The sequence below is a fragment of the Azospirillum sp. UENF 112521 genome, from assembly GCF_058780665.1.
In genome coordinates, this window is the sequence record NZ_JBSNCI010000003.1 from 700,723 (window position 1) to 723,160 (window position 22,438).

Below are 22,438 nucleotides of genomic sequence, written 5' to 3' on the forward strand. Positions count from 1 at the left end.
GCCGTGTGTCTGCTCGGTCCGCTTCGTTCTGCCCTGAATATCACAGCGCCGGGGACACGCGCCATCGGCCGAATGGCAAACACTATTCCAAAAGTAGGGATTTGCCGATTTTTTACGCAGTTTCACCAGCATCATCGCTGTCGCCAAGTCCGCGCCGATATGGCACATGCGTTCGGTCACCGCCGCCACCGCGCAGCCGTGCCGCAAGACCGATCAGGAGCACGCCCCTATGTCCAAGCCGTCCGTCCAGTCCGCCCCCCACGCTTCCGCTTGCGACCGGCTGGAAGCGGCGCTTTTCCGGATTGCCGATCCGGCGCGGCAGGGTGCTTTGGTGTTCACCGATCTCTATGCGGAGGAGGCGCGCTCCGCGGCGGCCGCCAGCGACCGCCGGGCGGCGGCGGGACGCTCGCTGGGGCCGCTCGATGGGCGGATCGTTTCGGTGAAGGCGCTGTTCGACGTGGCGGGCGATGCCACGGCGGCCGGCTCCGCCATCCTACGCGGCCGTCCGGCTGCCGGGCGCGATGCCAGGGCGGTGGCCCGGCTGCGCGCCGCGGGGGCGGTCATCGTCGGCCGGACCCACATGACCGAATTCGCCTTTTCCGCGGTCGGCATTAATCCCCATTGCGGCAACCCCGGAAATCCGCAGGACCGCTCGCGGGTGCCGGGCGGCTCCTCGTCCGGGGCGGCGATCTCGGTGGTCGACGGCATGGCCGAGATCGCGCTGGGCAGCGACACCGGCGGGTCGCTGCGCATTCCGGCGGCGCTGTCGGGTGCGGTCGGCTTCAAGCCGTCCGCCGGGCGCCTGCCGTCGGAAGGAGCCTTTCCGCTCTCGCCGACGCTGGATGTGATCGGGCCGATTGCCGCCACTGTCGGTGACGCGGCACTCTTGGACAGCATCCTTTCCGATGGCGACTTGTCCAATGGCGATTTGGCCCCGCTGTCCCTTGCTGGGCAATCCTTCCTGGTGGCGCGCGGGCGGCTGTTCGACGGGACCGAGCCAGCCGTCGCCGCCGCCTTCGAGGCGGTGCTCGACCGGCTGCGGGCGGCCGGGGCGCAGGTCGTCGACGGATCCATCGAGGCGGAACTCGACGCGCTGGCGGAACTGGACCGCATCGGCGTCTTCACCGCCATCGAACTGGCGGCGACCCTGGCCGATCTCGGCATCACTGCGCTCGACGGCATCGATCCGAAGACCCGCGCGCGGATCGAGGCCGGCGGCAAGGCGCCCGCCGCCGATTATGTCCGCATGCAGAACCGCCGTGCCGCCTTGATCCGCCTGATGGACGAGCGGCTGACCCGCCATCCCGTCCTGCTGCTGCCGACGGTGCCGATGACGGCGCCCGCCATCGCCGAGGTGCTGGACGATGCGGCCTTCCACCGCGTCAATCTGGCGCTGCTGCGAAACACCCGTGTCGCCAACCTGTTCGACCTGCCGGCGATCTCGCTGCCGATCCCCGCTGATGGATTGCCGGTCGGCCTGATGGCGATGGGCCGGCGTGGCAGCGACCGCAGCCTGCTGGGCATCGCCGCCGGGATCGAAGCGGCACTGCTGAGGTAAACCTGCGCCAAGGGAGCTGTGACCATGATGGGGCCGTGAATTTTCCGCGCAGGAATCTCGGCCCCATGCGTATCACCGATGTGGACGTGCGCCATGTCCAAAGAGTAGAAGTGAGTGTTCATAAATAACCGATTCCTGACTCCCAAATGACCGTTCATCGTCACAAGCAGTGTCAAAGAGTGGAGGCAGACAGAATCCGGTTCAATTTGCGGAAAAAGCGCATTTATTGTCTGTCGGCGGTCGGATGACGACTGCAGACGAGAGCCGACGATCATCATGCGTGATGGTCGGATGCCATCCGCTGGCGCCGGGAATATTGGCGCGAGAATGCCGGGTGGCGATCGGCTGAATTGCTTGGAGACTTCCTATGGCTACCAACTTCGCTACTGATACGCTCAAGTCCGTGACGTCCAAGGCCACTGCGCCGACCTCATCCGTCACGACCACCGACAGCGCAGTCGCCGAGTTCCGGGACCACCAGCTTCAGCACCAGCACACCCAGGGCGATGCCGCCACCGATGGCACGAATGGGAACACGACGGCCGACACCACCGTCGGGCACAGCGCTCCGACGCTGTCGGACAGTGCCGTCGCCGAATTGAAGACCGCCTACGTCGCGGTCGAAAAGGCCATCGCCGACGCCAGGAGCGGCAGCATGGCGACGGATACGGCGACCACCGACAGCACGGCAAACGATACCTCGACGAGCGATGCGTCGGCGACGGACAAGGCCGCCACCGGCAAAACCTCCGACGCCACCACGCATCAGCCGCCGGCCGATCCGCTGGTGAAGGTCCTGGCCGATGCCACCGGCGAAAGCACCGCCACGGTCCAGGGTGTGTTGCAGCAGGTCCGAGCCGTGCTGCACCAGGAACACCTGACCGGCGCCACCAGCCACACCGGAACGGCCGAAACGACGACCGACACCGGTACGTCCACCGAAACGTCCACTGGAACATCGACCGAAACGTCCACCGGGAGCACTTCCTCCACGACGGCGAACGGCGACACCAAAACCGGCACCGGGGACGCGCCGCATTGGCACGACCGTCTGGTCGCACAGCATGACGGCTCGACCGATGCCGGTACCGGTCAGGCCGCTGCCGATGGTGGCAGCGCAATCTGGCAGCATTTTCTGAACCACTATGCGTCCGGCGACAGTGCGGTCACCGGCAACGCCGCCGTGGTGGCGGCTGTCGACGAGTTCGTCGACACCGTCCAGTCTCTGCACCTCGACCCCGGCTATGGCCAGATGAACGGTCAGGTGCATGGGCATGGCGCCGACGGCGTCCATCTCGACACCGCCGCCTGACCGGTCCTGCGCCCTCCCGGCCGATGGGAGGGCGCAAGCCCTTTTCACAATATGCTTTGTCCTCCTTCAGCAGAGTCCTACTGTTCATTGCGATCAAGGAACTGCGGGGGATACCGAGCGATGGACCTGACACCCGGCATGCTGGACAGGATGACCCCGGAACAGGAGCGTCTGTTCGAATCTCAATTGGAGCAGGATGACGGGGCAGAAATGCGTCGTGTGCTTCGCGCCGGCGTGCCGGTCTATTACACAAAGGACGACACGCTGCCGGGGTGCGTGATCAAGGAATATCCGGACGGTCGGACGGAACTGATCGATTTCTCGACAGGCGACGAACGCCTGGTTTCATCGTTCGCAGAATGATCCGGCCACAGATCTGGGTGCTCGCCGGTCCGAATGGTGCCGGCAAGTCGACCATCGCACGCCGTTTCTTCATCGGACGAATTCCTTTCGTCAATGCCGATGACATTGCGCGCGATCTCGATCCGAACGACGTGAACAGCATTTCGGCCCACATGCGGGCCGGCCGCATCGCTTTGGAGCTTCGCGACGGCTACCTCAACCGCAGCGAAACCTTCGCCATGGAAACGACGCTCACGGGCAAGAGCGAGCTGGCGTTGATGCGGCGCGCCCGAGATGCCGACTATAAGGTCAACCTCATTTTCGTCGGCATTGGCAACGTCGCGATTTCCGCTGCGCGCGTTCGGACGCGTGTTCTCCTCGGCGGTCATGACGTTCCGAAGGAGGCTATTCTGCGCCGATATGGTCGCAGCATGGCAGCCTTGGCTGACGCTGTTGCGATAGCGCACAGAAGCTGGGTGTTCGACAATTCCGGTGGACAGCGTCGCCTGTTGTTGAAGCTCGAAATGGAACGGATAATCAAGCTGTCTCCGGTTCTTCCGGCCTGGGCCACCGAAGCCATTCCATAAGCCTTCAGAACATCTCAGAAGTAAGGTTTTCCTCCGCACCCGCTTAAGATAGGTCGTATTTCCTGATCTTGTCGTGCAGCGTGGTTTTGGCGACCTGCAACTCCTCCGCGGCGCGGGCGAGGCTGTGGTCGGTGCGTCGCAGGGTATCGGCGATCAGGGCGCGCTCGAAGGCCTCCACCGTCTGGGCAAGCGGGCGGTTGGCGGCGGGATGGGCGGTCGCGAAGGGGGGAAAGCCCTGTTCGATGCCGAGAACGCAACGGTCGGCGACATTGTGCAGCTCGCGCACGTTGCCCGGCCAGTCATAGGCCATCAGACGGCGCATGCGCTCGGCATCCGGCGGCGGGACCGGGCGGCCGTGGCGGGCGGCGGCCTGAAGCGTGAACTGCTCGAACAGCAGCGGGATGTCCTCGCGCCGGTCACGCAAAGGCGGCAGCGGCAGATTGGCGACATTCAGGCGGTAATAGAGGTCGGCGCGGAACTTCCCGCGGTCGGCAAGCTCGCGCAAGTCCACCTTTGTCGCAGCGATCACCCGGCAATCGACGTGGACCGGCGTGTTAGAGCCCAGCCGCTCCAGCGTGCGCTCCTGAAGCACACGCAGGAACTTGATCTGCACCGGCATCGGCATGCTCTCGATCTCGTCGAGGAACAGGGTGCCGCCGCTGGCATGTTCCACCTTGCCGATCCGCCGTTTGCCGGCTCCGGTGAAGGCGCCGGCTTCGTGGCCGAAGATCTCGCTGTCGATCAGGCTTTCCGGCAGGCCGCCGCAATTGATCGCGACGAAGTTGCCGCCGCGCCGCGGGCTGGCGTCGTGCAGGCAGCGGGCAGCCAGTTCCTTGCCGGAGCCGGTTTCGCCATGGATCAGAATGTCGGCCGCCGAACTGGCAAGCTCGCCGATCAGCCGGCGCACCCGCGTCATCTGCGGCGATCCGCCGACCAGCCGCGCCTCGATGCTGTCGCGGTTCTGCAGGCGGGCGCGCAGGTCGCGCACCTCCAGCGTCAGGCGGCGCTTGTCCAAGGCGCGGCGCACCACCTCGACCAGATAGTCGGGGGAGAAGGGCTTCTCGATGAAGTCATGGGCGCCCATCTTCATCGCCTGCACCGCCATCGCCACGTCGCCATGGCCTGTCATCAGCACCACCGGCAGGTCCGGATCGCTTGCCAGCAGCTCGGCCAGCAGAGCCATCCCATCCATGCCCGGCAGGCGGATGTCGGTGACGACGATGCCGGGAAAGCCCTCGGCCACCAGCCGGCGGGCCTTCTCCGCGCTGTCCACCGCCTCGGTCGGGATATCCTCCAACTCCAACGCCTGCTGGCAGCCGAGGCTGACGTTCGGGTCATCCTCGACGATGAGGACCTTCAGGGCGGGGGCGGCAGGGTCGGACATACGTATTCTCCGGCCTGGGCGGCGGCAAGGATTGAGGCCGGGTCGGTGGGCAGGGTGGCGGCGGGAAGATCGATGGTGAAGACCGCCCCGCCCTCCGGACCGTTCGCCCCGGTCAGGGCGCCGCCGAAGTCACGCACGATCCCGGCCGAGATGGCAAGCCCCAAGCCGAGCCCGCCACTCCCCTCCTTCGTCCCATCCTTCACCGCCTCCTTGGTGGTGAAGAAGGGCTCGAACAGGCGGGGCAGCACCTCGGCGGGCAGGCCGGGGCCGTTGTCGGCGACCTCGATGCGCACCCGGTCGCCCTCCGTCCGGGCAGTCAAGGTCAGCCTGCCGCCCGTCCGGCCGGCCAGCGCATCCAGGCCATTGGCGAGCAGATTGACCAGCACCTGCTCCAGCCTGTTGGGATCGCAGAGTGCTGCGACATCCTCCGGCGCATCGACCTGCACGGCGACACCCGACCGTCGCAGCCGCTGCTCCAGCAGGAACAGCGCATTGTCGATGGGCCGGCGCACCACGATGGGGCGGGGGGCGCCGGAGGATTTGCGGGCGAAGGATTTCAGCTGGCTGGTCAAGGCACCCATGCTGTCCACCAAATGGGCGATGCGCTCCAAGTTGCCCTGGGCGGCCTCCAGATTGCCGCGCTGGAGGAACTTGACCGTGTTGCCCGACAGGGTGCGGAGTGCCGCCAGCGGCTGGTTCAGCTCATGGGCCAGCCCGGCGGAGAGCTGTCCGATCACCGCCAGCTTGCCGGCATGGACCAGCTCGTCCTGGGCGGCGCGCAGGTTGCGGGTGCGCTCCTCCACCTTGCGTTCAAGCTCATGCAGGTGGCGGCGGCGCTGCACCCACATCAGCAGCAGGATGCCGGGGACGGCGCTGCCCATCGCGGCGAGGGCGGCGCGGGTCCAGGCCATGCCGGTCACCTGATCGACCGGCGACAGCACCGTCATCGTCCAGCCGGTGCCTTGCAGGGGGGCCGTCTGGGCCAGGAACCCGCCGGACACCGGGAAGACGGTCTCCTCCAACTGTCTGTCGGCCGGGCGGGAGAGGCGCACCAGTTCAGCGTCGGCGGCGATGCGCTCCTGCCGCATCAGCCCCAGCGGCGACAGCGGGCGGGCGTTGTATTGCAGGGTCTGGTCGAAATGGCGGCGGGTCGGCTCGTCCATCGGCCGCAGGGTGGTGAATTTCCAGGAGGGGACGGAGGCGAGGATCACCACGCCGTTCTCGTCGGCGACCAGCACCGGTGCCTCGACCGTCGACCAGGATTGCTCCAACTGTTCCAGGCTGACCTTCACCACCGCCACGCCGACGATGGCGCCATCCTCCGTCAGCGGCGAGGACAGGTAGTAGCCGGCCTCCCCCCGCGTGGTGCCGACCCCGAAGAAACGGCCCTGGCGGCCGGCGGCGGCCTCGATGAAATAGGGGCGGTAGGACAGATCCTCGCTAATGAAACTGTCGGGGCGGTTCCAGTTGCTGGCGGCCAGCACCCGGCCCTGGCGGTTCAGCACATAGATCGACAGGGTGCCGGCCCGCTCGTTCAGCCGCTCCAGATAGCGGTTCAGCCCCCAGGCCAGCGGCGCCCGGCCGGTGACGAGGTCGAGGACGTCGCGCTCCAGCCCCAGCGTCGCCGGGAAATAGGCGTATTTGTCGATCTCGCGCTCAAGGCTCTCGGCATAGAGGTCGAGCCGGTGGTGCCCGGTCTCCTGCAACGCGGCGAGGCCCATCCCCTCGCTGATGCGGAAGCCGACGACGCCGGCAAGCAGGGCCAGACCGGCAAGCGCCGGTAGGAGAAGGCCGATGGTGCGGAGGCGTCTGGCGGCGGGCATGAAAAAGGCGGGCAGGGACAGGGGCCCCCGCATCATAGCAGAAGCCCCCGTTCCATTGCCCGCCTGTCTTCCGGACCGGCCAATCACGATATCGGCCAGAGTATCGGTCCGTTACTCGGCAGCGGCCGGGGAGGGGAGGGCGGTGCCGACCTCTTCCTCGGTCTCTTCGGTGCCGATGGCGTTTTCCCACTTGGCGACCACCGTGGTGGCGATGCCGTTGCCCAGCACGTTGGTGGCGGTGCGGCCCATGTCGAGGAAGTGGTCGATGCCCATGATCAGCAGCACGCCGGCCTCCGGCAGGTGGAACATCGGCAGCACCGCGGCCACCACCACCAGCGAGGAGCGCGGAACGCCGGCGATGCCCTTGCTCGACACCATCAGCACCAGCAGCATGACGATCTGCTGTTCCAGCGTCAGCGGGATGCCATAGGCCTGGGCGATGAACAGCGACGCGAAGGCCGTGTAGATCATCGAGCCGTCGAGGTTGAACGAATAGCCGAGCGGCAGCACGAAGCCGATCACCCGCTCGCGCACGCCGAGCGTCTTCAGCTCCTCCATCACGCGGGGATAGGCGGATTCGCTGGACGCGGTGGAGAAGCCCAGCAGCATCGGCTGGCGCATCGCCTTGACCACGCGGAACACGTCACCCTTCAGGACGACGAAGCCGGCGAAGACCAGCACCGCCCACAGCACGGCCAGCGCCACGTAGAAGCTGCCCATGAATTTGCCATAGACCAGCAGCACGCCCAGCCCCTGGGTGGTCACCACGTTGGCGACGGCGGCGAAGACGCCGATGGGGGCGAAGCGCATGACATAGTCGGTGACCTTCAGCATCACCGGCACGACCTCTTCGATCGAGCGGGCGAGCAGGCCGGCCTTGGTGTCGCGCAGCTGGCCGATGGCGAGACCGACGAAGACCGAGAAGATCAGGATCTGCAGGATCTCGTTGTTCGCCATCGCCTCGAAGAAGTTGCGCGGGAAGACGTGGGTCAGGAAATCCTTCAGGTTCAGGGCAGAGGTCTTCAGGCCGGCGCTGGCCGCCACGTCGGGCAGCGGCACGCCGACATTGGCGCCCGGATGCAGCAGGTTGGCGAAGATCAGCCCGATGAACAGCGACACGAAGGATGCCATCAGGAACCAGCCCACCGCCTTGCCGCCGATGCGGCCGACGGTGCGGGCGTCGCCCATGCCGGCCATGCCGGCGACCAGGGTGGCGAAGATCAGGGGCGCGATGATCATCTTGATCAGCCGCAGGAAGATGTCCGTCACCATCGCGAAATAGCCCGCGATCTCCTTGGCGGTGGCCGCGTCGAACAGGCTGTTGCAGACATAGCCGGTGACGATGCCCAGCAGCATGGCGACGATGATCAGCGTCGTCTGTTTGTTCATGGTCCTGTTACCTCACCTTGTCCCGCCCGCCTCTACGCGCCGGCCGGGTTGCGGTCGATGGGAGCCGGCCCCGAGCGGGTCGGAGCCGGGTTGGCGGAACGGGTCAGCCGGCGGTCGCCAGCAGCCGCGGCTGGGTCAGCACCTCCGGCCGCAGAACCTCGGCCAGTGCGGCGGCGGTCATCAAGCCGCGCGCCTCCACAAGCTCGGCGACGCCCTTGCCGGTGCGGTGGGCCTCGGCGGCAACCTCGCTGGCGTTGGCGTAGCCGATGTAGGGGTTCAGCGCGGTGACGATGCCGATGGAGTTGCGCACGCCCGCTTCCAGATGGTCGCGGTTGGCGGTGATGCCGTCGACGCAGCGGTCGGCCAGCACTAGGCAGCCCTGGCGCAGGTGGGTGATGCTCTTGAACAGGCTGTGGGCGATGATCGGCTCGAAGGCGTTCAACTGGAGCTGGCCGGCCTCGGCGGCGAAGGTGACGGTCATGTCGTTGCCGATCACCTCGAAAGCGATCTGGTTGACCACCTCCGGGATCACCGGGTTGACCTTGCCCGGCATGATCGACGAGCCGGCCTGCCGCGCCGGCAGGTTGATCTCGCCGAAGCCGGCGCGCGGGCCGCTGGACAGCAGGCGCAGGTCGTTGCAGGTCTTGGACAGCTTCACCGCCACCCGCTTCAGCACGCCCGACAGCTGGACGAAGCTGCCGCAATCCTGCGTTGCCTCCACCAGATTGGGGGCGGTGACCACGGGCACGCCGCTGATCTCGGCCAGACGGCGGCAGACCAGGGCCGCGTATTGGGGATGGGCATTGATGCCGGTGCCGATGGCGGTGGCGCCCAGGTTGATCTCGCGGATCAGCAGGGCAGCCTCCTTCAGCCGCTCCTCATCCTCGGCCAGCATGACGGCGTAGGTGGAAAACTCCTGGCCCAGCGTCATCGGCACGGCGTCCTGCAACTGGGTGCGGCCCATCTTCAGGATATCGCGGAATTCGTCGGCCTTGCGCTGGAAGGCGGCGCGCAGATGGCCCATCGCCTCCACCAGCCGGAAAATGCCGGTGTAGGTCGCCAGCTTCAGCGCCGTCGGATAGACGTCGTTGGTCGACTGGCTCATGTTGACATGCTCGTTGGGGTGCAGGTGGGCGTAATCGCCCCGGCGATGCCCCAGGATCTCCAGCGCCAGATTGGCGATCACCTCGTTGGCGTTCATGTTGGTCGAGGTGCCGGCGCCGCCCTGGATCACGTCGACGACGAACTGGTCGTGCAGCTTGCCGGCGCGGATTTCGCGGCAGGCGGCGGCTATGGCGTCGGCCCGCTCGGCATTCAGCAGCCCGAGTTCATGGTTGGCGCGGGCGGCTGCCATCTTGATCTCGGCGAGTGCCCGGACCAGATCGGGGTAGTGGGAGATCGGCGTGCCGGTGATCGGGAAATTCTCGACAGCGCGCAGGGTGTGGACGCCGTAATAGGCATCGGCCGGGACTTCGCGGTCGCCCAGCAGGTCGTGTTCGGTGCGCGTTGTGGCAGGCATTGGACGTTTCGCTCCCTTGATTGAGACCGTCCCGTCTGCGCGGGACGCACCCAATCAGGAGCAACCGCCATGCCAGCGCGGGCTGACAGGACGTCGCGGCCTAAGCCATTGATCTTTTTGGATAGGATTGCTGGTCAGAGCCGCTGATGTTCGGATTTCCGAATGAGCCCCGCGCTCGGGCGTTCGGAAATCCGAACGGGCCGGACTATTCGCCGAGGCGGTTGGACCAGTCCTCCACCCTGCCGCTCTCCACCCGGCGCCGGGCGAGCGTGCGCCAGCCGGTGGCAAGCGGCTCCAGTTCCGCAATGCCGGCGAGCGTGGGGAGGTCGCCGGTGTCGTGGTAGAAGGCACGCAGGATGCGGGAGAGCGGCCAGTCGGGCAGCGGACGCTCGACCAGAGCGATCCCGTCGCCGGTGGCGACGGTGCCCGGTTCCAGCACGCGGTAATACCAGCCGGTCCGGCCGGTGGATTGCACCCGCCGCGCCATGTCCGTCACGCCGAAGCGGTGGTTCAGCTTCCAGCAGGGCTGGCGCCCCTGGCTGACCTGCACCGTCGCCGTGCCGATGCGGAAGATGTCGCCGACGCAGACCGTCTCCTCCGTCAGGCCGAGCGTCGAGAAATTCTCGCCGAAGGCACCGACGGATTCCAGCAGCGGGCAGGGGGCGGGCAGGTCGCCGCGCCAGGCCGCGTAATGGTCGAAGGGATAATGGTGGATCGCCTTGTCCGGCCCGCCATGGTTGCGGCGGTCGGCCTGTTCGTCGCCCTTCAGGCCTGCCGGACCGATGGCAATGGCGGCATCGACCGGATGCTTGCCGATGGCGCTGAGCGTGTCCGGCCGGCCGAACGGGACCGCCTTGCCGGTCAGGACTGCGTTCAGCATGGTGGACTTGGTCATCGGCCGTTCTCCGCTTTGGTGACTGCCGAATGGCTTCGGCTTCAGGCGTGCGTTTCCTTATCGCCGCCCGCCCGACGCCAGCCAAGGCGCAGCCTTGGCAGGTCAGCATTGCGGCGCGCACGCGCAAGACGACGGACAGGCTGTTCGACGGGAAGCCGGCGGTTGTCCGGAAGCTATCGGATGAGGCAGTCTCCAGACACAGTCAGCAGCCTGTAGGAGCTTACCGCCGCCATGCCCGCCTTTGCCGCGAATCTGACGATGATGTTCACGGAGTGGCCGTTCCTGGACCGCTTCGCTGTCGCCGCCGATGCCGGGTTCCGGGCGGTCGAATATCTCTTTCCCTACGAGCATGCACCGGACGCGGTGGCGCAGCGGCTGGAGCGCAACGGCCTGACCCAGGCGCTGTTCAACATGCCGCCCGGCGACTGGGCCGCCGGGGAACGCGGGCTTGCCGCCCTGCCGGACCGCTTCGACGAGTTCCGCGCCACGGTCGCCAAGGCGCTCGATTATGCCGGCGCGACCGGCTGCCGGCGTCTCCACATGATGGCAGGGCTGGCCGATTCCACCGATCCGGTGGCGCTCGACGCCTACCGGCGGGCCGTCCGCCATGCCGGAGAGGCGCTGGCTGACCGTGGGATCGAGCTGTTGCTGGAGCCGATCAACGGGCGCGACATACCCGGTTATTTCCTGAACGATTTCGACCTTGCCGAACGGCTGATCGCCGAGGCCGGGCTGCCCAACGTCCGGCTCCAGTTCGACCTCTACCACCGGCAGATCCTGCATGGCGACGTGACCGTGGCACTGCGCCGGCTGATGCCGCTGGTCGGGCATGTTCAGATCGCCTCCGTCCCGTCGCGCAACGAACCGGACGGCGAGGAGCTGAACTGGCCCTTCCTGTTTGCCGAGCTGGACCGGCTCGGCTATTGCGGTTTTGTCGGCTGCGAATACCGGCCGCGCGCCGCCACGCTGGACGGGCTCGGCTGGTTCGCCCCGTATCGCGCAGCGGCCCAGTGACGATCCCGCGGGGCTAGCCCAGCTTGTGCACGAAGTGGTGGCAGGCGATCTGGTAGCGCTTGCCCATATAGACGCGGTGGGCGCTGCTGCGCTCCGGACCGACAGCGGAGTCGAGATGCAGCGCCTTGCATTCCAACCGTTCCGCCTCCGCCTTCACCCAGTCGAGGATGAGGGCGGCATAGCCGCGGCCGCGATAGTCCGGCAGCGTCGCCATGTCGACGATGTAGAGGGACTTCCCCAGCCACAGCGAATGTTGCAGGCGGAAGCCCACGACACAGGCCGCCGGGCCTTCCTGCTCGCGGAAAATGCCGGCGAGGCGGTAGCCGTTCGGCCGCAACTCCGTGTCGATGATGCGGGTCATCTCCGCCGCCTCATATTTCGGCCACAGCACCTGCAGGGCCGGCACGGCCGCTTCAGTCTGTCCTTCGGAAATCTCAACAATCTCTGACTGCACGTCGTGTCCTCTCGGTGTCGGTTTTCTCATACCGGCTGCGGTCACAGAATGGTGCGTGCGTGAAGCAGGTTGCAAGCCTGGGCTTGAGCTTGGGCTTCGATCTGCCGGGTGATCGTGGCTTCCGGATACAATCTTTGAATGCATCCGGCTGGGCCGCCGCTGGAACGAGGCCGCTGGCGGGTCATGCGTGACCGGACCGCCCACTCAGACGGCGGTGAGCACGATCTTGCCCTGCACATGGCCCTTTGCGGCACGCTCATGGGCCAGGCGGGCGTCTGCGAGAGGGAAGACGCTGTCGATGACGACGCGGATGGTGCCGTCGTCAAGGAGTCCGGCGATTTCCGTCAGTTGCGCGCCGTTGGAGCGGACCTGCGTCGCCGAAACCGTGACGCCCCGCTCGGCCGCCTCGGTCGCGGCGTCGAGGCCCAGCGGGAAAATCGGAAACAGGGCGCCGCCGCGCTTCAGCGTCTTCAGGAACCGGGCGGAGGATGGACCGCCGACCGCATCGACGACAAGGTCGACTCCGCGCACCACCTCCTCGGCCTTGACCTTGGTGTAATCGATGACATCGTCGGCGCCGAGGTCGCGCAGAAGCACCTCATGCCGGGTGGAGGCGACGGCGATGACCTGTGCGCCCCGCCATTTCGCAAGCTGAAGCGCAAGGTGTCCGACACCGCCGGCGGCCCCGTTCACCAGCACGGTCCTGCCGTCGAGCGGCACCGGCCGGTGCTGGTGCGGCTGGAGCGGGTTCGCTTCGTCGTGGCCCAGATCGATCAGGAACTGCCATGCGGTCAGCAGCGACATCGGGGCCGCGGCAGCCTGCACATGGTCGATCCCGGCCGGCTTGCGGCCGACATCCGTTGCCGGTGCGGTGGCATACTCCGCATAGGCCCGACTGTCCCCGGCGAGGCCGGCAGGAAAACGGATCATCGCGTAGACCTCGTCGCCGGGCGCCAGTGTGCGCACATCGTCGGCGACGGCCTCGACGACGCCGGAAACGTCCGTTCCGACGATGACGGGGAAGGAGACCTTCGGCTGCCATTCGGGAGGAAGCATCCGATAGCCGTCGCGCAGGTACCAGTCGGGAGGATTGATGCCGACCGCATGGACGCGGATCAGGACCTCGCCCGGCTTCGGCACGGGCTTCGGCGCATCTTCGTAAACCAGCACCTCCGGACCGCCGAAGGCATGCAACCGGACTGCTTTCATCGTCTCGTTCATCATGGTCCCCTTTCCAAGCTTCAGAACCGGAAGACCATATGGCCGGCAGCTTTCGGATTGATAATCGGTCTCGGTATCGCTTCACTCATGCCATGAAGGAACAAATCATTCTGGAAAGCCTGACCGGCCTGATTGCTTTCGCCCGTGCCGGGACGTTGGGCAGCTTCACCGCCGCCGCCCGTTCGCTGTCGGTCTCGCCCTCGGCCGTCAGCAAGAGCGTGCAGCGGCTGGAGCAGCGGCTCGGGGTGTCGCTGTTCACCCGGACAACGCGTTCGCTGACGCTGACGGCGGAGGGCAGGGATCTGCACGAGCGTGCGCTGAGGCTGCTGCGCGACGCGGAGGAGATCGAGCAGGCGGCGAAGGCGGCCCGCTCGGAACCGTCGGGCACGCTGCGGGTCGCGGCGTCGCTGCCGATCGGCGTCCATGTCATCGCGCCGGCGCTGCCGGGCTTCCGGCGGCTCCATCCCAAGGTGTCGGTCGATCTGCGCCTGAACGACCGGATGGTCGATCTCATCGAGGAGGGGATCGACGTTGCGGTGCGGATCGGCGAGCTTGCGGATTTACGGCTGCTGTCGCGTCGGCTGGCGTCGCATCGGCTCTGCTGCTTCGCCTCGCCCGCCTATCTGGCGGCTCGCGGCACGCCGGTGCACCCGGACGGGCTGGATGGTCACGACACCGTCAGCCTGCGTTTCCAGAGCACGGGACAGACGCTGCGTTGGCCCTTCCGGATCGGCGAGCGTCTGGTCGAGGTCGTACCGCCGTCCGGCATCGTCGTCGATGTCAGCGACGCGCTGGTCGCCGCACTGGCGGCCGGCGGCGGCATCGGCATCGCCGCCACCTTCATCGCCGCCCCCTATGTGGCGCGTGGCGGGCTGATCCCGGTGTTGTCCGACTTCGCCGTCGAGCGGCACACCATCACCGCGCTGTGGCCGGAAAGCCGCCGTACCAACCCGGCGGTGCGCGCCTTCCTGGACCACTTGCAGAAGGAGTTTCAGGACCGGATGGCGGCCGCCCGCTTCCCCGGATGATGGCGGCGGCGGGCGTTGACCAGGATGTCGGCGCCCAGCGCAACCGTCAGGGCGACGGCGCCGCACAGGAAGACGGCGGCATAGCTCTGCCCGCTGTGGGTGAAGAGATAGGAGTATCCGTAGCCGCCCAGCGCCTGGAACAGGGCGAAGGCGGTGGTGGCCCGGCTCCAGGCCGCGCGCTGTTCGGTCTGGCTGTGCGGCAGCAGTTCGTGGATGCGGCCCAGCACCAGGGGAACCACGCCCGGCGTCAGGGCGCCGATGATCACCGTAGCAGCGCCGACCACCAACGGATTACCGCTGACCGCCAGGGTGGCGACGGCCACGGCCTGAAGCAGCAGGGCGATGCGGTAGGCCGCGGCATAGCCGACCCGGTCGGCCAGCGATCCGACGGCGACGGGCCCGGCCACTGACGCCACGCCATACAGGACCCAATAGAAAGCACCAGTGTCCGCGCCATGGCCCAGCCCGCGGGCGACGTAATCGACCAGTAGCAGCATCACCGGCACCAGCCCAAGGGCGTTCAGCGCATATTCGCCGTAGAGGGTGCGCAGGACACCCCCTTCATGCTTTGGGGCGTGTTCCACCGCCGGGGCGGCAATTCCTTGCGGCGGTGCCGAGGCCGGCCAGCCGAACCAGGACAGGGCGGTCAGCAGCAGCGACAGCCCGCCAAGCCCGAGCCACGTCTCTTGCAGGCCGAGCCGCATCAGCGCCGGCACGGCGGTGCCCGACGCGGCGATGCCAAGCCCGATGCCGAGGAAGATCATTCCACTGACGAAGCCGCGCCGAGAGGCGGGGATGTGAGGCAAAATGCTGGTCGCGACCAGCACCATGATGGCGCCACCGGCAAGGCCGGAGACGAAGCGCCATCCGAAGAACCAGGCCAGCGACAGCGGATAGGCGCAGGCGATGAAGGCGAGGGATGTCGCCAGCATCAGCAGCCGCAGCAGCGCCCGGTTCGGCAGCAGCCCGGCCAGCGGCCGGCCGAGCAGGGCGCCCGCCAGATAGCCGGCGAAATTCGCCGCCCCCAGCGTCACGGCGTCACCGGCGGAAAACCAGTGCGCCTCGATCAGCGACGGGACCAGCGGCGAATAGGCGAAGCGTGCCAGGCCGATGGCGACGAGGCTGCCTGCCATGCCGGCGAACGTCGCCATCCAGGCGGAACTGTCGAGGTGATCCTTGGCACCGGCGGAGGTCGTGCTCATGGGCGTGCGTCCCTGTTGACGGCGCCGCGGCTGCGGCCCGCCCGGTTGATCGGGAAATCTCGGGAATGTAGGTCGGAGGGTGGGATCAGATGTCCGGCATCGGCGGCAGGCCGAGGCTGGCGAGGGCGGCACGGGCCGCCCCCTCCAGCAGGCTGCGTTCGGGGCGGACGCGGGCCAGCACCCGGATGCCCAGCAGGCAGGAGAAGAGCAGGCGGGCCGCATCGTCGGCACCGATGCCGGCGGGGATCTCGCCGCCTTGCCGTCCCTTGACGATGCAGCGGCGGAAGAAGTCCTCGATGGTCGCCAGTTCGGCGTTCAGGTAATCGCGCATCTCCGGATCGGCCGGCGTGACCTCCAGCGCGGAGTTGACCAGCAGGCAGCCGCGCCGGCAGCCGTCGCCGAGCGAGCGCTCGATGCTTTCCCGCAGGAAGCCGGCGATGGCCGCGGCCGGGGAGGGTGCCGCCTCGTGCCGGGCGATGCGGGCGCGCAGGGAGCCGTCCAGATAATGCTCCAACGAGCGGCGGAACAGCGCCCGTTTGTCGCCGAAGGCGTTGTGGACGCTGGCGAGCGTCATCTGCATGCTCTCCGCCAGTTCCCTGGTGGAGGTCGCCTCGAAGCCCTGGGTCCAGAAGCGGTCCACCGCCGCGTCCAGAACCGCCGTCTCGTCGAACTTCCGCGGCCGAGCCATCGCTTCCGCCTCCCGAATTCATTTTAGATCGTCTGATCTAAAATCAGGGTGGGACGGTCCGGGGGCAAGGGGTTTCGGTGCCGCGCAAACGCTGCCCTGCCTTGCGCCAGCGCAGTGGCGTCTGCCCGACCCTGGACCCGAACAGGCGCGTCAGGTGGGCCTGATCGGCAAAACCGCAGGCGAAGGCGATCTGGCAGAGCGGCTCGTCGGTTTCCAGCATCAGGCGCTGGGCCAGTTGCACGCGGCGCCCGATGACGTAGGAATGGGGTGTTTCGCCGGTGCTGGCCTTGAAGGCGGCGGTGAAATGCCCGCTGCTGAGCCCGACCAGGGCGGCCAGCGTCTCCACCCTGATCGGTCGGGCGATGTTGGCCTCGATATGCCCGGTTACCCTGCGGAGCTGCCAGGAACTCAGGCCCCCCTTGGACGGCGGCGGTGCGGCGACGGCCTCCGGCTCTTCCCGCCGGCCGGCGAACAGGGAGGCGAGCCGGTCGAGGCAGCGCCGCGCACCGTCGGGGTCATGGTCCAGCACCGCAAGGGCGTGGGTCACCAGCGTGGCGACCATCCTGTCGTCGACGGTTGCGGGCTGAAGCATCTGAAGGCTCCCTGCGTGGCTTGGCATGCAGGAAGTTTCGCTTGCCTGGGTCGCATGGTGGAATCGCACGCTGGGGTCGCCCGCATCGCCCCATGGCTTTACGGTTGCTATCCCTTGGTATGATGCTCACTCCAGCATCGCGCCCAGCCGGCGTCCGTAGGCGGCGATGGCGGCCCCGGCGGGGTGGCGTTCCTCGTTGTAGGCCTGGAGGGCGGTCTCGACATCCCGATGGTTCGACAGCTGCCGGACGAGCGCCATCGCATCTCCTGCCGCCTTGGCGACGCCCATCGCCGTGTGCGGACGGACCACGAAGGCGGCATCGCCCAGCAGAGCGACCCGGCCGCGCGTCATCGCCGGCACCTCGTAATCGAAGATGGCCTGGAGGAACGGGCGGGGCTCCGCCGCGATGGCCGCGGCGAAGGGCGGCGGCAGCCGGTCCGCCGCGTCCTGCCGTAGCCGTGCCGCCACCGTCTCCGGCACCTGCCCCGGCGCCAGCGAGTGGGGGTGGTGGCGTCCCTTGGCGTCGGTCAGCAGCGCCGGCAGTTCGGCCGCCGCCACCCGCCTGTACCAGACCCAGTTGTAGCGCCGCTGCCCGACCGCCGTTTCCGCCGCAGGCCCGGTGACCAGATAGCCGAGCGTGTGCGACTGCGGCATGTCGAAGAAGGCGAAGCGGTCCAGCAGGATGGCGGATTCCGCCGGCAGCTCGCGTTCCGGAACCAGCCCGCGCCAGGCGACATAGCCGGCATACTCGTTGGCGGCGTGCCTGCCCACCACCGCGCAGCGGACGATGGACCCCAGCCCGTCGGCACCGATCACCAGATCGGCCTCCTCCCGGCTGCCATCGTCGAATTGCAGGGTCGCCGTGGTGCCATCCTGCTCCACCGCCAGGACGGCCCGGCCCAGGACATAGCTGTCGTCGGGCACCTTGCTGCGCATCGTGGCGTACAGATGGTCCCAGGAGATCTGCATCTGCGGCGTCGCCTGCCGTTGCCGGATTTCTCCGGCGCGGTCGAGGAAGATGCGCTCATGGGCGACGACGCCGACCTGCGCCACATGCTCGCAGCCCACCGCCCGCAGCAGGGCGAACAGGTCGCGCTGACCGACCAGCCCGGCGCCGCGGCCGGCCAGCCCGCCGCCGGAGCGCTCGTACAGGCGGACATCGTGCCCCTCCTGCCGCAGCAGGGCGGCGGCGAACAGGCCGCCGACCGACCCGCCGACGATCCTCACACGCAGGGTCTTCATGGCTTTTCCTTCAAAAAGAGGGAACTCGAACAGGGCCAACTCAGACGGGACCAAGCGCGGCCTTGAGCCGGTCCGGGCTGAGCGGCATGTCGCGCAGGCGGACGCCGGTGGCGTCGGCGATGGCGTTCGCCAGTGCCGCGGCGGACGGTCCCTGCGCAGCCTCTGCGGTGCCGAGGAAGGGGGCGCCGGGGCGGTCCATCACCACCACCTCTACGGACCCCGGCACATCGTCGAAGCGCAGGATCGGATAGCTGCTCCAGTCGAAGCTGGCGCGGCGGTCGGCGGCGAAACGCACCGCTTCATGTCCGGTCCAACTCAGCGACTGCACCAGCGCGCCTTCGATCTGGTTGCGCACACCGTCGGGGTTGGCCGGCTGGCCGCAATCCACCGCGGCGACCGCCCGGCGGACCATCGTCCGACCCGTCTCGCGGTCGATCTCAACCTCCATTGCCACCGCGCAGTAGGCGCCGAGATTCTTGTAGCGGGCGAAGGCCATGCCGCAGCCGCGCCGGCCGTCGCCCTTGACGCGCGTCGGCCAGCCGAAGCGGTCGGCCGCCGCCTGCATGACCTCGCGCGCCCGCTCGTCCCGCATATGGTCGAGCCGGATCGCCAGCGGGTCGATGCCGGCCGCGGCGGCCAGCTCGTCCAGCATGCTTTCGATGGAAAACACGTTCAAATGCGCGCCCAGCGACCGCAGGGCGGAGACGCGCGCCGGCATGTCCTTCAGGAAATGATAGACGACATGGGTGTTGGCGAAGCTGTAGAGCGGATTGGAGTTGCGGCTGCCGTCGCCCTCCGGCATCGGGATCGGCTTGCCTTCGGGGGCGGGGAAGGGCGGATCGGCCTCGTTGCCGGCAAGAACGCCGCCGGCCCCGACCGGGCGGTTGTTGTGCGGGTTGCTCCAGACCGCATGGCGCCAGGAGACGATGCGGTTGTCGGCGCCCAGTTCCGCCTCCAGTTCCGTCATCATGCCGGGGCCGAGCGGCTCCCAGCCGAACTCCTGCTCGCGCATCCATTGCAGGCGGATCGGCCGGCCGGGCAGGGCCTTGGCGATCACCGCCGCATCGGCCGCCACGTCGTCGGCGCCGTTCTGGCCATAGCAGCCGGCGCCTTCGGCATGGATGGCATGGACCTTCTCCGGCGGCAGGCCGACCAATTCGGCGACGACGCGGCGGACGTCGAAGGTGCCCTGGCTGTGGGTCCACACCGTCATCGTGCCGTCCACGTATTGCGCGATGGCGCAGGAGGGGCCGATGGAGCCATGGCTGATCCAGGGCCGGGTGTAGCGCGCCTTGACGCTGTGGACCGCCGGTCCCGCCGGATCGCTGGTGTCCATGATCGGGATGTCGCGGGTCGGCAGCGCCTTCAGCGTCGCCGCCACGGCGTCTCCGCTGCCGTCGGCCGGCAGGGGCGGCAGCGTGGTGCGGGCGTAGGTTGCCCGTTGCAGATGGCGCAGGGCCTGGATCGCCGTCCATTGCCGCTCCGCCACCACGGCCAGGAAACCACCCTGCCGGACGATCTTCACCACGCCCGGCATGCGGGCGACGGTGTCCAGATCGGGCGATTGCAAACCTGTGCCGGCGCTGGGGCCGCGGACGACGCGGGCGTGCAGCATGCCGGGCAGGCGCATGTCGTGCAGATAGGCGGCACCGCCGGTCAGCTTTGCCGGGATGTCCACCCGCGGCAGCGCGCGGCCCAGCGTGCGGTAGTCCGCCGGCCTGCGCAAAGGCGCGTCCGGCACCGCCTGCACATGCAGCGACAGCCGCGCCGCCACCTCGCCATAGGACAGGGTCCGGCCATCCGGTGCGCGCAGCCTGCCGTCGCCCCCAGTGGTCACTTGTTCAGCCGGAATGCCCCAGCCGCGCGCCGCTTCGGCGGCCAGCAGCATGCGCACGTTGGCGGCGGCGTTCTGGATCGCGGTGCCGCTGTCCTGCATGGAATGGCTGCCGGCGGTCAGCCCCTCGTCCGGTGTGCGTTCGGTGTCGGCGGTGACCAGGGTGACGGTGGCGGGCGGAATGTCCAGCTCCTCGGCCGCGACCTGGAGCAGCGCAGTGCGGATGCCCTGGCCCAGCTCCACCTTGCCGGTGAAGACGGTGGCCCGGCCATCGGCGTCGATGCGGATCCAGGCGTCGAGCCAGGGCGACGATTTCAGGCTTCCCTTCAGGTCGGGAGCCACCACGGCAGGTCCGGCACCGCCTTCGCCGCCGCCGGCAAGCTGGGCGAAGGCCTTGGGCGCAAGGGCGAAAGAGACCGTCAGGGTGCCGCCGGTCAGGAAGCCGCGGCGGGACAGGGGTGACATGGCGGGGGTCATGGCCGCACCTCCTGAGCCGCCTGGATGCCCTTGTGCATGGCGACGGCACGGCGGATGGCGCGCAGGATGCGCATGTGGGTGCCGCAACGGCAGAGATTGGTCTGCATGTGGGCGCGGATCTGCGCCTCGTCCGGGTCGGGGTTGCGGTCGAGCAGGGCCTGGGCCCGCATCAGCATTCCGGCGATGCAGTAGCCGCACTGGGCGGCCTGTTCTGTCTCGAAGGCCTGTTGCAGCAGGCCGGGAGCCTGCGTGCTGCCCAGCCCTTCCACCGTGCGGATGCGGCGTCCGGCGACCGCACCGACCGGCGTCAGGCAGGAGAAGGCCGGCTTGCCGTCGATGTGAACGGTGCAGGCGCCGCACTGGCCGAGCCCGCAGCCGTACTTTGCCCCGTTCAGCTCCAGATCGTCGCGCAGCACATAGAGCAGTGGCGTGGCCGGGTCGACGTCAAGCGCATGGTCGGCGCCGTTGACGGTGATGGTGACGGTCATGGCTGGGACTCCTCCTTGCGGACGGTGGCGGCAGCGGTTTCAAGCGCGGTCCAGGCCGGCCGCGCGCTGAAGCGGGACCTCAGATAGGCGGCGAGGTCGGCGACCTGCGCGTCGGTCAGGCTGGCGGCGAAGGGCGGCATCGCCGGTCCGGCCGGGGCGGTGGGGGCATGGATGCCTTGCAGGATGGCGCGGATCGCGTTGTCGGGCCGGTCGAGTTGCAGGGCAGTGACGGTGGACAGGCCGGGACGCCCCTGCGTCATCATCGGTGCGCCGCCCTCGTGGCAGCCGGCGCAGGCCCCGGCGAAGAGTGAGGCGCCGGCCGGATTGGTCCTTGCGGCCTCCGCCACTCGGTCGGCCGCGCCCGGTGCTTTCGGCACCCGATCCGCCGACAACGAGGCGATGTAGGTGGCGATGGCGCGGACATCGGACTCCGGCGCGCGGGACAGCCCATGCACCACCGGCCCCATCGGCCCGGCGGCGGCGCCATGACGGCCATCGACGCCGGTGCGCAGGTAGGTGAACAGGCTGTCGGCCGTCCAGGGCACCGCCGACGGGCTGGACCCATTCAGCGCCGGCGCTGCCCAGCCCTCCGCCATGCCGCCGGAATAGGCGTCGGAGCCCGTCTTCTCGGCCCCGGCGATGTTGCGCGGGCTGTGGCAGCCGCTGCAATGGCCGAGCCCTTCGGCCAGATAGGCGCCGCGGTTCCACTCCGCATCGCGGTCCGGCCGCGGCGTGAACTCCTCCTGATGCAGGAACAGCAGCTTCCAGCCGGCCAGCAGCGGGCGGAAGCCCAGCGGGAAGATCAGCTCGTTCGCCCTGGCCGGCGCGGACGCTGCCGGCCGGGTCATCAGGAAGGCGTAGATCGCGTCGAGATCTCCGTCATGCACCTGACGGTAGTGGTCGTAGGGCAGCGCCGGGTAGAGATGGCGGCCGTCCCGCGATACCCCGTCGCGCATGGCGCGCTTGAACGCCTCCTTCGACCAGTTGCCGATCCCGGTTTCCGGATCGGGCGTGATGTTGGTCGAATAGAGCGTGCCGAACGGCGTCGCCAATGCCCGGCCGCCGGCATAGGCCACGCCCCCGTCGGCGGTGTGGCAGACGATGCAGTCGCCGATGGCGGCCAGCGCCGCACCGCGCGACAGGATCTCCGCGGGAAAGTCGGCGGCTTTGGGGGAAGTTATGGCCGGCAGGCTGCTGCGGTGGGCGATGCCAAGGAATGCGCCGACGCCGACGAAGCAGACCAGGGCGCCTCCGGTCAGCCACCCCGTCCATCGGATTCGTTTCATGCTGCACCTCCTGTGGTCCGCCGCGGGAACCGAGGGCGGGCGGACAGTCCAGGGAGGGTGCCGGAAATCCCGGCCTCGCTATTGAAGATTGAAAGCGGGATTT

Annotated in this window: 20 protein-coding genes; 6 read left to right on the forward strand and 14 right to left on the reverse strand. The window is 68.2% G+C overall.

Features of this window, described 5'->3' with window-relative positions; translation table 11 throughout:
- The first annotated feature begins 166 nt into the window (after positions 1-166).
- The 4 genes from ACWPN8_RS18905 to ACWPN8_RS18920 all read left to right on the forward strand — a co-directional run bounded on the left by ACWPN8_RS18905 (position 167) and on the right by ACWPN8_RS18920 (position 3,799).
- A complete protein-coding gene (locus tag ACWPN8_RS18905; RefSeq protein WP_492241820.1) occupies positions 167-1,558 on the forward strand; it encodes an amidase in 1,392 nt (463 codons plus the stop codon).
- 367 nt (positions 1,559-1,925) lie between these two features.
- Positions 1,926-2,870, forward strand: coding sequence for a hypothetical protein (locus ACWPN8_RS18910; RefSeq protein WP_492241822.1), 945 nt, complete (start codon positions 1,926-1,928; stop codon positions 2,868-2,870).
- Between the two features lie 120 nt (positions 2,871-2,990).
- Positions 2,991-3,233: a hypothetical protein gene (locus tag ACWPN8_RS18915; RefSeq protein ID WP_492241823.1), complete on the forward strand. Its 243-nt coding sequence runs from the start codon at positions 2,991-2,993 to the stop codon at positions 3,231-3,233.
- Positions 3,230-3,799, forward strand: a complete 570-nt coding sequence (locus tag ACWPN8_RS18920; protein WP_492241824.1) for an ATPase — start codon at positions 3,230-3,232, stop codon at positions 3,797-3,799. The genes ACWPN8_RS18915 and ACWPN8_RS18920 overlap by 4 nt, the downstream gene beginning before the upstream one ends.
- Before the next feature lie 43 nt (positions 3,800-3,842).
- On the opposite strand, the gene ACWPN8_RS18925 is transcribed toward ACWPN8_RS18920, so the two are convergent.
- The 5 genes from ACWPN8_RS18925 to ACWPN8_RS18945 form a co-directional block, all read right to left on the reverse strand.
- The gene (locus tag ACWPN8_RS18925; RefSeq protein ID WP_492241826.1) at positions 3,843-5,183 is read right to left on the reverse strand and encodes a sigma-54-dependent transcriptional regulator; all 1,341 of its coding nucleotides are present in this window, start codon (positions 5,181-5,183) and stop codon (positions 3,843-3,845) included.
- Positions 5,156-7,006 (reverse strand): sensor histidine kinase, encoded by a 1,851-nt coding sequence (locus ACWPN8_RS18930; protein ID WP_492241827.1) that lies wholly within the window; start codon positions 7,004-7,006, stop codon positions 5,156-5,158. The genes ACWPN8_RS18925 and ACWPN8_RS18930 overlap by 28 nt, the downstream gene beginning before the upstream one ends.
- A gap of 111 nt (positions 7,007-7,117) precedes the next feature.
- Positions 7,118-8,395, reverse strand: a complete 1,278-nt coding sequence (locus tag ACWPN8_RS18935; RefSeq protein ID WP_492241829.1) for a dicarboxylate/amino acid:cation symporter — start codon at positions 8,393-8,395, stop codon at positions 7,118-7,120.
- Positions 8,396-8,498: 103 nt separating this feature from the next.
- A complete protein-coding gene (gene aspA / locus ACWPN8_RS18940; protein WP_492241830.1) occupies positions 8,499-9,914 on the reverse strand; it encodes an aspartate ammonia-lyase in 1,416 nt (471 codons plus the stop codon).
- A gap of 205 nt (positions 9,915-10,119) precedes the next feature.
- The gene (locus tag ACWPN8_RS18945; RefSeq protein WP_492241831.1) at positions 10,120-10,809 is read right to left on the reverse strand and encodes an MOSC domain-containing protein; all 690 of its coding nucleotides are present in this window, start codon (positions 10,807-10,809) and stop codon (positions 10,120-10,122) included.
- 231 nt (positions 10,810-11,040) lie between these two features.
- On the opposite strand from ACWPN8_RS18945, the gene otnI reads away from it, so the two are divergent.
- The gene (otnI, locus tag ACWPN8_RS18950; protein ID WP_492241832.1) at positions 11,041-11,823 is read left to right on the forward strand and encodes a 2-oxo-tetronate isomerase; all 783 of its coding nucleotides are present in this window, start codon (positions 11,041-11,043) and stop codon (positions 11,821-11,823) included.
- A 13-nt stretch (positions 11,824-11,836) separates the two neighbouring features.
- On the opposite strand, the gene ACWPN8_RS18955 is transcribed toward otnI, so the two are convergent.
- Together ACWPN8_RS18955 and ACWPN8_RS18960 are read right to left on the reverse strand one after the other, a co-directional pair.
- The gene (locus tag ACWPN8_RS18955; protein WP_492241833.1) at positions 11,837-12,229 is read right to left on the reverse strand and encodes a GNAT family N-acetyltransferase; all 393 of its coding nucleotides are present in this window, start codon (positions 12,227-12,229) and stop codon (positions 11,837-11,839) included.
- 252 nt (positions 12,230-12,481) lie between these two features.
- Positions 12,482-13,501, reverse strand: coding sequence for an NADP-dependent oxidoreductase (locus tag ACWPN8_RS18960; protein WP_492241834.1), 1,020 nt, complete (start codon positions 13,499-13,501; stop codon positions 12,482-12,484).
- Positions 13,502-13,590: 89 nt separating this feature from the next.
- Between ACWPN8_RS18960 and ACWPN8_RS18965 the strand changes: the two genes are divergently transcribed.
- Positions 13,591-14,526: a LysR family transcriptional regulator gene (locus ACWPN8_RS18965; protein WP_492241835.1), complete on the forward strand. Its 936-nt coding sequence runs from the start codon at positions 13,591-13,593 to the stop codon at positions 14,524-14,526.
- Here the strand turns inward: ACWPN8_RS18965 and ACWPN8_RS18970 are convergent.
- From ACWPN8_RS18970 to ACWPN8_RS19000, 7 genes are all read right to left on the reverse strand, one after another.
- Positions 14,490-15,728 (reverse strand): YbfB/YjiJ family MFS transporter, encoded by a 1,239-nt coding sequence (locus ACWPN8_RS18970; RefSeq protein ID WP_492241836.1) that lies wholly within the window; start codon positions 15,726-15,728, stop codon positions 14,490-14,492. The two genes, ACWPN8_RS18965 and ACWPN8_RS18970, sit on opposite strands and share 37 nt — an antisense overlap.
- An 85-nt stretch (positions 15,729-15,813) precedes the next feature.
- Complete coding sequence (locus ACWPN8_RS18975) at positions 15,814-16,416, reverse strand: TetR/AcrR family transcriptional regulator (RefSeq protein WP_492241837.1); 603 nt, start codon at positions 16,414-16,416, stop codon at positions 15,814-15,816.
- A 43-nt stretch (positions 16,417-16,459) separates the two neighbouring features.
- Positions 16,460-17,008, reverse strand: a complete 549-nt coding sequence (locus ACWPN8_RS18980; RefSeq protein ID WP_492241838.1) for a helix-turn-helix domain-containing protein — start codon at positions 17,006-17,008, stop codon at positions 16,460-16,462.
- Between the two features lie 126 nt (positions 17,009-17,134).
- A complete protein-coding gene (locus ACWPN8_RS18985; protein WP_109447883.1) occupies positions 17,135-18,250 on the reverse strand; it encodes an FAD binding domain-containing protein in 1,116 nt (371 codons plus the stop codon).
- A gap of 40 nt (positions 18,251-18,290) precedes the next feature.
- Positions 18,291-20,561, reverse strand: coding sequence for a xanthine dehydrogenase family protein molybdopterin-binding subunit (locus ACWPN8_RS18990; RefSeq protein WP_492241839.1), 2,271 nt, complete (start codon positions 20,559-20,561; stop codon positions 18,291-18,293).
- Entirely contained in the window at positions 20,558-21,049 is a 492-nt protein-coding gene (locus ACWPN8_RS18995; RefSeq protein ID WP_109447881.1) for a (2Fe-2S)-binding protein, read from the reverse strand. The genes ACWPN8_RS18990 and ACWPN8_RS18995 overlap by 4 nt, the downstream gene beginning before the upstream one ends.
- Complete coding sequence (locus ACWPN8_RS19000; RefSeq protein ID WP_492241840.1) at positions 21,046-22,335, reverse strand: c-type cytochrome; 1,290 nt, start codon at positions 22,333-22,335, stop codon at positions 21,046-21,048. The genes ACWPN8_RS18995 and ACWPN8_RS19000 overlap by 4 nt, the downstream gene beginning before the upstream one ends.
- Between the last annotated feature and the right edge of the window lie 103 nt (positions 22,336-22,438).

Bases quoted from the DNA above. Each gene is read 5' to 3' on its own strand.
- ACWPN8_RS18920 (WP_492241824.1), top strand. From the start codon at position 3,230: ATGATCCGGCCACAGATCTGGGTGCTCGCCGGTCCGAATGGTGCCGGC.
- ACWPN8_RS18915 (WP_492241823.1), top strand. From the start codon at position 2,991: ATGGACCTGACACCCGGCATGCTGGACAGGATGACCCCGGAACAGGAG.
- ACWPN8_RS18990 (WP_492241839.1), bottom strand. From the start codon at position 20,561: ATGACCCCCGCCATGTCACCCCTGTCCCGCCGCGGCTTCCTGACCGGC.
- ACWPN8_RS18960 (WP_492241834.1), bottom strand. From the start codon at position 13,501: ATGATGAACGAGACGATGAAAGCAGTCCGGTTGCATGCCTTCGGCGGT.
- ACWPN8_RS18980 (WP_492241838.1), bottom strand. From the start codon at position 17,008: ATGCTTCAGCCCGCAACCGTCGACGACAGGATGGTCGCCACGCTGGTG.
- ACWPN8_RS19000 (WP_492241840.1), bottom strand. From the start codon at position 22,335: ATGAAACGAATCCGATGGACGGGGTGGCTGACCGGAGGCGCCCTGGTC.
- ACWPN8_RS18945 (WP_492241831.1), bottom strand. From the start codon at position 10,809: ATGACCAAGTCCACCATGCTGAACGCAGTCCTGACCGGCAAGGCGGTC.
- aspA (WP_492241830.1), bottom strand. From the start codon at position 9,914: ATGCCTGCCACAACGCGCACCGAACACGACCTGCTGGGCGACCGCGAA.
- ACWPN8_RS18985 (WP_109447883.1), bottom strand. From the start codon at position 18,250: ATGAAGACCCTGCGTGTGAGGATCGTCGGCGGGTCGGTCGGCGGCCTG.
- ACWPN8_RS18910 (WP_492241822.1), top strand. From the start codon at position 1,926: ATGGCTACCAACTTCGCTACTGATACGCTCAAGTCCGTGACGTCCAAG.
- ACWPN8_RS18935 (WP_492241829.1), bottom strand. From the start codon at position 8,395: ATGAACAAACAGACGACGCTGATCATCGTCGCCATGCTGCTGGGCATC.
- ACWPN8_RS18995 (WP_109447881.1), bottom strand. From the start codon at position 21,049: ATGACCGTCACCATCACCGTCAACGGCGCCGACCATGCGCTTGACGTC.
- ACWPN8_RS18930 (WP_492241827.1), bottom strand. From the start codon at position 7,006: ATGCCCGCCGCCAGACGCCTCCGCACCATCGGCCTTCTCCTACCGGCG.
- otnI (WP_492241832.1), top strand. From the start codon at position 11,041: ATGCCCGCCTTTGCCGCGAATCTGACGATGATGTTCACGGAGTGGCCG.
- ACWPN8_RS18905 (WP_492241820.1), top strand. From the start codon at position 167: ATGCGTTCGGTCACCGCCGCCACCGCGCAGCCGTGCCGCAAGACCGAT.
- ACWPN8_RS18970 (WP_492241836.1), bottom strand. From the start codon at position 15,728: ATGAGCACGACCTCCGCCGGTGCCAAGGATCACCTCGACAGTTCCGCC.
- ACWPN8_RS18925 (WP_492241826.1), bottom strand. From the start codon at position 5,183: ATGTCCGACCCTGCCGCCCCCGCCCTGAAGGTCCTCATCGTCGAGGAT.
- ACWPN8_RS18975 (WP_492241837.1), bottom strand. From the start codon at position 16,416: ATGGCTCGGCCGCGGAAGTTCGACGAGACGGCGGTTCTGGACGCGGCG.
- ACWPN8_RS18965 (WP_492241835.1), top strand. From the start codon at position 13,591: ATGAAGGAACAAATCATTCTGGAAAGCCTGACCGGCCTGATTGCTTTC.